The sequence below is a fragment of the Hydrocoleum sp. CS-953 genome, assembly GCF_002260545.1.
GTDB lineage: Bacteria > Cyanobacteriota > Cyanobacteriia > Cyanobacteriales > Microcoleaceae > Trichodesmium.
Window position 1 is genome coordinate 1 of record NZ_LGSU01001333.1, and the last position, 10,124, is coordinate 10,124.

Sequence of the window (10,124 nt, forward strand, 5' to 3'; positions counted from 1 at the left end):
TTAACAACAAGTACTACTAAAATTTCTACATGAATTAAAGACGCTACTTGAATTAGTCGATCAAAAACTAGAATAATATCACTTATAAAATTGTTAGCAATAATCTGTAGACCAAAACCGATACCTACACCAAGAACACTAGCAATAATAGCTAAAGAACTAATATCAATATTCCAAATTTGTAGAATAATTAGTATACCTAAAAAAATTAATCCATATTTAGTTAAGAAACTGATTGTATCTTGAACACTTCGTTCTGCTCCTGTTAAACTAATAATTTTTGTTCTAAAGATATTATCAATAAAGTACCCAACTCCTTTCCACATTCCAATAGTTAATCCAATTAAAGTAACCACTTCAATAATGGAAAAACCTTCCTCACCTAAATTCAAAATATCAGAAGTAAAACTGTTACTTAACTCACCTAAAATCTCTAATAGTTTATTATGATAGTCTCTAGTAAATGGTATTATAGAGGTGAGATAAAGGATGACTACTATCCCTACTATTACTCTGATAAAAATTGCCATGAATGGCAAAAATCTTGGTAAATAGTTGACAATCTGAGGATATTTTTCCTCACAAATTATGTTTATTTTTAACTGAAGCCATCTTAAAAAAAACTCTAGGACTACGGCTGCTAAAATTAAAAAAATACTGATTAATAATACTTTGAATAGGTTAGGAGACTGAATATCTTTTTTTGCTGATTCAAAACCGTCTTCAATGTTATATTTCCAGATTGCTGCTTGTTCCTCTGTGTTGATTCCTGCCTTAACATCTGCCGCTGTTATTGTTAGTAGATTGTCATTATTAATAAGCAGAATTGTTTGCTGGTTTTGGTTATCTATATTTACCTTTATAGATTTACCTGAATCTAAGATATTTTCTAATTTTGAACTGATAATTTCTGCTCGTTTAGTAGGGGTCAAATTTTCCTCTTCATTACCTGCTACCTTAAATAATTCTTTACCATTAAGTTCTACTGGAGCTGTTTCTAAAGAATTATCAGTAGCTTGTCCCCAGGCTGGTACTATCAAAAATAGTAAAGGTATTAAACAAGCAATGATTAATATTTTGACAATTTGTCTTGTAGCTGTTTTTTGCCTTGTGGAAAGAATCAAGGCATTATTTTGTGCGAGAGGGCGACTACCAAGTTTGCCTCTTACTACTTTTCTCAACTTTAACCACAAATATTCATGCCACATAACCACCCTCAAAAACTTCTAATGAATGTTTAATTATCAACTATTGATTTGGAAAAACTGATGTACTAAATTTGCTAATTTTTTAGCACTATCTTTTGTTTACTGCTATATTTTTTTATCCTATCATAAAGTTTAATATTGTTGATAACAATGAAATTATTACTCAAACAAAGTCGATCTTTTCTTCTTAAATCCCGAGGAATTATTAATAAAGTTTTAGCCTTTGGCAAAGTTATAGATAATAGCGTTTTAATTGGAACTCACCACAAAACTGGAACTGTTTGGATGGCAAATATTTTCAATTCTATTGCTTCCTATTATGACTTAAAATGTTATGCAAATAGAGGCAACAAGTCTTTTATATGTCCATCTGGCAATTTTGATATTTTCCTTCAAGATCATTCCTTTTTTGATTTTGATAATCTTTCTAATTACAAAGGGTTGCATATTATCAGAGACCCAAGAGATATTGTTGTTTCTGGTTGTTTTTATCATACGAAATCATCAGAAAAATGGTTACATCTTAAGAGAGAGGAGTTTGGCGGATTAACTTATCAGGAAAAACTAAATTCTTATTCGTCTTTTGACGATAAGTTAATATTTGAAATGGAGAATTCATCTAGGAATGTAATTCAAGATATGAAATCTTGGAACTATGATAATTCTGACTTTATAGAAATAAAGTATGAGGATTTAATTCAAGATATTGATCTGAATTTATTCAGGGAAATTTTTCATTTTCTAGGGTTCAAGGAAAGAGTTATTCCTCGTCTATTAAAAATAGCCTATAGGAAAAGTTTATTTNCCGAAAAGTATGAGGATTTAATTCAAGATATTGATCTGAATTTATTCAGGGAAATTTTTCATTTTCTAGGGTTCAAGGAAAGAGTTATTCCTCGTCTATTAAAAATAGCCTATAGGAAAAGTTTATTTTCTGGGCAGGTGTCAAACAATAAGCATATAAGGTCAGGTAAAAATCAGCAGTGGAAAGAACATTTTCAAGCAATCCACGAAGAAAGGTTTGTTGCCCTATTTGATGATGTTTTGATTAAACTAAATTATGAAGAAACAAAGACAGGTTGGCTTGATAGATAATCAAAAACTTTCAAACACAATTTATTTTTAAAGTTAGAGTTAACTCTTATTCATATAACTTATGATAACCAATATCTTGATGATATTTTCGTTTATTAATAATAATTGTAAGCATTCAGAATAAGCTATTAGTTATTAGATTGCTGTCTCAATTGGGGGAATTAGTATTGAGAGATTGAGCGATAATTAAATGTATCAATAAAAGCTCATAACTTAGCATTTGTTCTCTTTAGAGACTTTGTGTAAAATAGGTATTAAGAGATTAAATAGTGAGTATAATCTAAAAAAAAGTAATACTTCAAGGGATTGAAATCTGGTAGATAGAGAGATGGAAAGGTACATATATTCCTATATTTAAATGTGACAAATAGTTGTCTTGATTTTTTCCTCCCTATTCCCTATATCTAAATATAGATAAATTAATGAATGAATGAATTTCATAATTCTGTCCAACCTCACATAAAAGTTAGTATAAAAAGATGAGAGCTGTTTGCGCAGCATTCCGGAACGGAAATGCTAATAGCTGAATGCTTATGAATAATTTAATGACTCAAAAATTTATGAACTAAACTTGCTAATTTTTTACCACTATCTTTTACTGCTAATTTTTCTGCTCCTACAGCCATTTTTTCTAATTTTTCTGATGATTTTAATAACTCTAAAACTTCAGTCTGTAGTTTTTCTTCAGTCAATTCTGACTGAGTAAAAACTAAGGCAGCATTCTGACTAGAAAAAACCTCAGCATTATAAGCTTGATGATTATCCGCAGCATAAGGATAAGGAATTAAAATTGATGGTTTATGAGTAACTGCTAATTCTGTTAAACTACCCGCACCAGCACGACTAATTACCAAATTAGCCCGCTGAAATAACCCAGCCATATTATTATAAAATGTCATGGGAAAATACTGGGGATGCTCTACACTAAAAGCATCTGGATCATTTTCCCCTGTTTGATGAATAATCCAAGCTCCAGTTTCTATCCATGCTGGAATACATTTTCTCACTAATTGGTTAACTGCTACTGCTCCTTGAGAACCTCCAACAACTGCAATTACAGGAACATTTTCAGGAATAGGCAAATCTAATAGTTGGGGATACAAAAATTCTTCTCTTACAGGAGTACCCACATATACAGTCTTCCCAGAAGGTAGATATTTTGCCCCTTCTTCAAATCCTACTGCCACAACATTACATAAACGACTAAACCAGCGTGTTACCTTTCCTGGTAAAACATTAGACTCGTGGAGAATAACTGGTAAACCCAGGGAACGAGCTGCAATAATCCCTGGAGCTGCAATATAACCACCAGTAGTAAACAACCCGTGAAATTGGCCCCGCTTAAGTATCTGTCTTACCTGTAGGATAGAGCCAATAAGTCCACTTAAAATCTTGAAGGTTCCCAGGCCCAATTTCTGCTGAAAGCCNTTACCTTTCCTGGTAAAACATTAGACTCGTGGAGAATAACTGGTAAACCCAGGGAACGAGCTGCAATAATCCCTGGAGCTGCAATATAACCACCAGTAGTAAACAACCCGTGAAATTGGCCCCGCTTAAGTATCTGTCTTACCTGTAGGATAGAGCCAATAAGTCCACTTAAAATCTTGAAGGTTCCCAGGCCCAATTTCTGCTGAAAGCCTTCAACTGATATAGTATGGAGAGGATACTGGGATGGTACTAACTTAGTTTCTAGACGGTTAGGAACTCCTAGCCATTCGATGTCATAATCCTTTAATTGGTTAGCAGTGGCGATCGCTGGAAATAAATGTCCACCCGTGCCACTTGCTGCGATTAACAATTTAACTGGTTTATTGGTCAAGATTTCTGTCTCCTTAAATTAAAAGTCAGTAGGGGCTTGCTGGCCATATAGCCTTACGGCATGGGCTTCGCCTTTTAATGTCGGCGACAGCCGTTAGCGGAGCTTTGCGGCAGCAAAACGCCCGTACAAAAGTCAAAAATTAAAAGGGAGATAAATTGATAATTTCTGTATTGTAATTTATTTGAGTTTTGCAAAAATAGGACAAAGGAAAAAAGCTCTCCCTTTTTCACTTTATAAACATCTTTCTTAACATATCAATTATCAATTATCAATTATCCATTATCCATTAATGAACCTGGTTCTCACAACCAGTAAATTTTCAACTAACAACTTTGATAAGTTAAAAATGATTATTTCTCAAATCCCATTTCGTCCGCAAAGTAAATTTTTGATGAAATTTAAGCAATTATCAACAACATTATCTAGTTCATTATTACTGGGTTTAACTGTTTTTTCAGGAGTAGTTTTATCTCCTAATTTGACTTTGGCTCAAGGTAGGTATCAAACACCTGAAGAACTGACCGATCTATTGAAAAAAATTGATCGAGCTGCTAGTCGTCAAGACTTAGAAGATGTTATGGATTTTTATAGTAATGATTTTACTAATTCTGATGGTTTAGATCGGGAAAGTTTAGAAGCAGCTTTAGCTAATTTTTGGCAACTCTATAATTCAGTTAAATATCGGACAAAAGTTACCTCTTGGGAAACCGATGGTGATGCTATTGTGGCAGAAACTATCACCTATATTACTGGTGTCCAAGAAATGAAAGATAGAGATATAACTTTAAAATCTACTATTACTTCTAAACAGCGTTATGAAGATAAAAAGATTGTTGAACAAGAAATTTTAGCCGAGCAGAATCAACTAACTTCAGGAAAAAAACCACCTATTGTTAATATTAATTTGCCCTCAGAGGTAGAAGTAGGTGAAAAGTATAATTTTGATGTGATTGTTGAAGAGCCTTTGGGCGAACAAATTATTTTAGGAACTGCTTTAGCAGAACCCATTAATGAAGATTCTTATAATTTTGAACCGGCTAATTTTAAATTAGATGTATTGTCTTCTGGAGGAATTTTTAAAATTGGTGAGGCTACAGAAAATTCTGACGATCAATGGTTGTCAGCAATTTTAATGCGAAAAGGAGGTATTACTATTAGTACCTATCGTTTACGAGTTATTTCGGAATAGTTAGCATTCAGCAGTCAGCTAACAGCTATAAACTACAAAAAATAATAAAAAATAGCAAAATTTTATTCTAGTAAAAATGATTTCTGTTGAAGATAAAATAGTTTTAACTACAGGTGCAAGTAGTGGTATTGGAGAATCTTGTGGAAAGATATTTGCTCAAGCAGGAGCCAAGTTAATTTTAATTGCTCGTCGCCAAGAAAAATTAGAAAAACTTGCTGAAGAATTAACTAAAAAATTTCAGACTAAAGTTTATTTATTACAGTTAGATGTACGCGATCGCCTAGCAGTTGAATCAGCAATAAATTCTTTACCAGAACCTTGGAAAGATATTGATATTTTAATTAATAATGCTGGTTTAAGTCGTGGTTTAGATAAACTCTATCTCGGCGACTTCAACGATTGGGAAGAAATGATAGATACTAATGTTAAAGGATTACTATATATGACTCGTTATGTAGTTCCAGGAATGGTTAATCGAGGTCGAGGCCATGTAGTTAATATTGGTTCTATTGCTGGTCGTGGGGCGTATCCTGGAGGTAATGTTTATTGTGCTTCTAAAGCTGCTGTTAGGGCAATTTCTGAGGGTTTAAAACAGGATTTATTAGGAACTCCGGTCCGAGTAACTGAAATTCAACCAGGTTTAGTAGAAACAGAATTTAGTGAAGTTCGGTTTCATGGGGACACAGAAAAGGCTAAGAATGTTTACAAAGACTTGACACCTTTAACAGGAGATGATATAGCAGACTTAGTATTTTTCTCTGTGACGCGATCGCCCCATGTCAATATTAGTGAACTATTGGTAGTCCCCACAGATCAGGCTAATGCAACAATGGTTCATCGACATAATACGAGCAAAACAGAATAGGAAAATTAAATTTATGGTTTTATTTCCGGAGTAAACAGACAAAGATGGGAAAGAGAAAAGGTAGATGCNTTTTTTTGCTCTAAAAAAGAAAGTGGAAAATTAAATTGATTATTTCCGGAGTAAACAGACAAAGATGGGAAAGAGAAAAGGTAGATGCACCCTGATGGATAACCTCCGCCGTTATTGGTGGAGGTTTTTTTTGCGACAAAACAGCAAGTAGAAAATTAAATTGATTATTTCCGGAGTTAACAGACAAAGATGGGAAAGAGAAAAGGTAGATGCACCCTGATGGATAACCTCCGCCGTTACTGGTGGAGGTTTTTTTGCTCTGAAATAGAAGTGGAAAATGAAATTGATTATTTCCGGAGTTAANCCGGAGTTAATGGAAGAGTATGGGAAAGAGAAAAGGTAGATGCACCCTGATGGATAACCTCCGCCGTTATTGGTGGAGGTTTTTTTTGCTTCAAAATAGTAACTAGAAAATTTAGATTAAGTAGGTCGCTGTAATTAAATGTTGAAAAAATTGTCGGGGCGGGTTTGAGCGAAAGGCTTTACTTCAAAGCAATGTAGTCTACTAAACCCGCCCTACTCTGATGAGGTTGATTTATGTTCACCTACTTATTTCCGGAGTAAAGATACAAAGATGGGAAAGAGAAAAGGTAGATGCACCCTGATGGATAACCTCCGCCGTTATTGGTGGGGGTTTTTTTGCTCCAAAACGGCTGTGTTGCATGAAAGTATATAGCTGCCTCACTTATAACTATTGGACAATAGATGAATAGAACATCAAAATTAAACATGAAAAGGCTGAAAATTTTGCCTGTAAAGGCTTTGAGGTTTAATTTCTCAGCCCTAACTATTGGACAATAGATGAATAGAACATCAATAATTGCGAAAGAGAGCGATGTAGCTGCGTAATGGATGCTCTATCCCTACTTTCACGCAACAAAGCTCTCCAAAACAGCAACTGGAAAATTAAATTGATTTATTTCCGAAGTTTACAAAGTGTGTAGGGTAAGTTTGAACCCCGGAAGACCTCTCCCCCAACCCCTCTCCTGCAAGGAGAGGGGAGAGATACTCTCCCTTCCCTACCAGGGAAGGGGGTTGGGGGGTTAGGTTTTTCAACCTAGATTTTAAAACTAGACACGCTACTACTCTAAATTTCCTGTAGGAATAGAAGCAATAAGTTGGCGCGTATATTCCCGTTGTGGTTGCTCATAAACTTGTTCCGCAAGACCAATTTCTTCAATTTTCCCTTGATTCATTACCATGATTCGATCGCTCATAAATTTCACGACACTCAGATCGTGAGAAATAAAAATGTACGTCAACCCAAATTCATCTTGCAATTCTTTTAATAAATTCAACACTTGCGCTTGCACCGAGACATCTAAAGCAGAAACTGACTCATCACAAATAATTAACTTAGGATTCAATGCTAAAGCACGAGCAATACAAATTCGTTGACGTTGACCTCCAGAAAAAGCATAAGGATAACGACTTAACGAGTCAGCAGTTAATCCCACTCTTTCTAATAAATGTGCTGCGCGATCGCGTCTAATTTTATAACTATTACCTACACCATGAATTAACATTGGTTCCATAACTGCTGCACCAACAGTTAAACGGGGGTCAAGGGAACCAAAGGGGTCTTGAAAAATAATTTGCATATCTCGTCGCAACCTCCGCAACATTTGCTCATATTTTTCTTGATTACGATTTTTGCCATTTTTTGGTTGAGAATTTTTCAGGGACTCCAAAAATTGCTTAATTCCCGACTTACCTGCATGGTGGTTTGTAATTTCTTGACCCTCAAAAAATACCTCTCCACTTGTCACTGGAATTAATTGGAGTATTGCTCTTGCTAAGGTACTTTTACCACAACCAGACTCTCCCACTAAACCCAGAGTTTCACCGGGAGAAACAGCAAAAGAAACATCATTAACTGCCATCAAGAGACGTTGAGTTTGACCGAACATTCCTTTGACTGGGAACCCGACTCGTAAATGATTAACTTGCAAGATGGGATTTTCAGTTGTTTGAGGTGCTGTTTCTTTTGCAAAATCTATATTTTGTGGTTGTGTTACTGCTGTGGTTTTTTCCCTAATTTCTATTTCTCCAGTGGAGTTTGTTACCTCTTCCATGAAATCAGAAACAGTAGGTAGACGCAAAACTTTTCCATGTAAGGGAGGACGACAAGCTAATAAACCTTTTGTGTAAGGATGCTGTGGTTGAGAAAATATTTGCTCAATTTCACCATATTCAACTATTTTTCCTTGATACATTACTGCTACAGTATTAGCTACTTCGGAAATTACCCCCAAGTCGTGGGAGATAAATATAATAGACATTCCTCTGGTTTCTCCCAATTCCCGCAGCAAGTCTAAAATTTTTGCCTGCACCGTAACATCTAAAGCAGTTGTCGGTTCATCTGCAATTAATAAAGTAGGGTTACAAGAAATCGCCATTGCTATCATCACCCGTTGAATTTGGCCGCCAGAAAGTTCGTGGGGATAACGATCTAAAATTGCTAGCTTTTTTTGGTTAACTTGCAGCATAATTTGCCGCTCGCTTACCCCTTCTACTTGACTAACAGCAGACTTACCTGAACCATTTACTCTTGTTGCTAATTCCCGTTGAGATTTTCCCTGAACTAAATTTTGACTATCGTCTGTTATTTCCTCTAGAGATTTTTGTCGCAATATTTCATCACTGGGGAGAAGCTTTACTTCTTGAAGTAGGGATGCTGCTTGACGTCGTGCTTCTGCTGCTGAAACATTTTGATGAAATCTAATAGCTTCTGTTAACTGAAATCCTATGGTGTAAACTGGGTTAAGAGAACTCATGGGTTCTTGGAAAATCATGGAAATTTTCCCACCCCGGTATTGTTGTTTTTCTTGTTCCAGTAATTGTAATAAATTTATTGGTTCAGAGGTTTGTTCATTTTCTTCGGAATTATTAAACCAAATTTCACCACTAATTTGGCAAGATTTTGCTAGTAATAAACCCATAGTTGCTAGAGATGTGACAGATTTTCCAGAACCTGACTCTCCAACAATTCCTAGAGTTTGTCCTTTCTTTACAGTAAAGGATATACCATCAACAGCTTTTACCAGTTTTTCTTCAGTTGTAAATTGAACTTTGAGGTTACGAACATCTAATACAGTATCAGTCATTATGATTTAAAAATTAAATACCAACAATTCAATTAATTATAAGTAGTTGTGCAAAATAAATTTCCTAGTGGAGAGAGGGAATAGGGAATAGGTAGAAGTTTCGGAGTTATTTATTTGTTGTTTTTTGAAAACCAATTTAGGATTGCTAGATAGGGTTGGCTGAAAAAGTATAAGTGGTAGGAGTCAGGAGGTAGGGACGTATCGCTGCGCGACATGGAAAGCGGAGCATTCCGGAACGGAAAACGCATTTTTGCCTGTGCAACGTCCGTACAGAGTCAGGAGTCAGGAGGAATTTAGAGGAGGCAGTCGGAAAAATTATCCGTTGATTTTTCTGCTATAGTCAACCCAAAATCCTAACTTTTTGATTTTTCGGGAACCGTGCATGAAGCAGCTCAAAACCAGGTACTTTTTCAAGACTTAAAAAGGTACTTACCTTTATCTGTCAATGCTTTTAGATTTAATCAGCAAACCCTAAATATAGGGAATAGGGAACAAAGTAGAAAATTGAAGCTGATAATCAAAAATTGTCTTGTGTCGTTTTATGATGGCCCTCAATTACCATATGTTCACTCTTGGGTTATTAAATTTATTGATTTTCAGTATCTAGAATTAGCACTTGTTAAATATTTTACCAGTTTATCTTAGCTATTAAAGCAAAACTCTAAAATTTTCGGACCAATTTTGGTCCGCTACATTATTATCCTGGGAGTCATAAATTACCAACTTTTGATTTAAACGATTTGGGAATTACAGGCAGTTATCAGAATAAACC

General features: G+C 35.1%; 5 protein-coding genes and 2 pseudogenes. 3 read left to right on the plus strand and 4 right to left on the minus strand.

The window, feature by feature from the left end; all coding sequences use genetic code 11:
- Positions 1–1,208 (minus strand): annotated as a pseudogene (locus tag AFK68_RS24775) (mechanosensitive ion channel domain-containing protein); the annotation flags it as partial.
- 150 nt (positions 1,209–1,358) lie between these two features.
- Here AFK68_RS24775 and AFK68_RS24780 point away from each other — a divergent pair.
- Positions 1,359–2,012: sulfotransferase domain-containing protein (locus AFK68_RS24780; RefSeq protein ID WP_210407605.1), on the plus strand; the 654-nt coding region annotated here is incomplete at its 3' end.
- 833 nt (positions 2,013–2,845) lie between these two features.
- Here the strand turns inward: AFK68_RS24780 and AFK68_RS24785 are convergent.
- Positions 2,846–3,730 (minus strand): glycosyltransferase (locus tag AFK68_RS24785; protein ID WP_143438220.1); only part of this gene is annotated, 885 nt, incomplete at its 5' end.
- Position 3,731: 1 nt separating this feature from the next.
- Positions 3,732–4,122, minus strand: a pseudogene (locus tag AFK68_RS24790) (glycosyltransferase); the annotation flags it as partial.
- A gap of 346 nt (positions 4,123–4,468) precedes the next feature.
- Here AFK68_RS24790 and AFK68_RS24795 point away from each other — a divergent pair.
- Both AFK68_RS24795 and AFK68_RS24800 read left to right on the plus strand, forming a co-directional pair.
- Positions 4,469–5,311 carry a nuclear transport factor 2 family protein gene (locus tag AFK68_RS24795; protein WP_246844445.1) on the plus strand — a complete coding sequence of 281 codons (843 nt, stop codon included), beginning with the start codon at positions 4,469–4,471 and terminating at the stop codon, positions 5,309–5,311.
- Between the two features lie 76 nt (positions 5,312–5,387).
- Complete coding sequence (locus AFK68_RS24800; protein ID WP_094675941.1) at positions 5,388–6,176, plus strand: SDR family oxidoreductase; 789 nt, start codon at positions 5,388–5,390, stop codon at positions 6,174–6,176.
- A 1,151-nt stretch (positions 6,177–7,327) separates the two neighbouring features.
- On the opposite strand, the gene AFK68_RS24805 is transcribed toward AFK68_RS24800, so the two are convergent.
- Positions 7,328–9,352, minus strand: a complete 2,025-nt coding sequence (locus AFK68_RS24805; protein ID WP_094675943.1) for an ABC transporter ATP-binding protein — start codon at positions 9,350–9,352, stop codon at positions 7,328–7,330.
- Between the last annotated feature and the right edge of the window lie 772 nt (positions 9,353–10,124).

Excerpts from the sequence above, each read along its gene's own strand:
- AFK68_RS24795 (WP_246844445.1), top strand. The coding sequence starts at position 4,469 with ATGATTATTTCTCAAATCCCATTTCGTCCGCAAAGTAAATTTTTGATG.
- AFK68_RS24800 (WP_094675941.1), top strand. The coding sequence starts at position 5,388 with ATGATTTCTGTTGAAGATAAAATAGTTTTAACTACAGGTGCAAGTAGT.
- AFK68_RS24805 (WP_094675943.1), bottom strand. The coding sequence starts at position 9,352 with ATGACTGATACTGTATTAGATGTTCGTAACCTCAAAGTTCAATTTACA.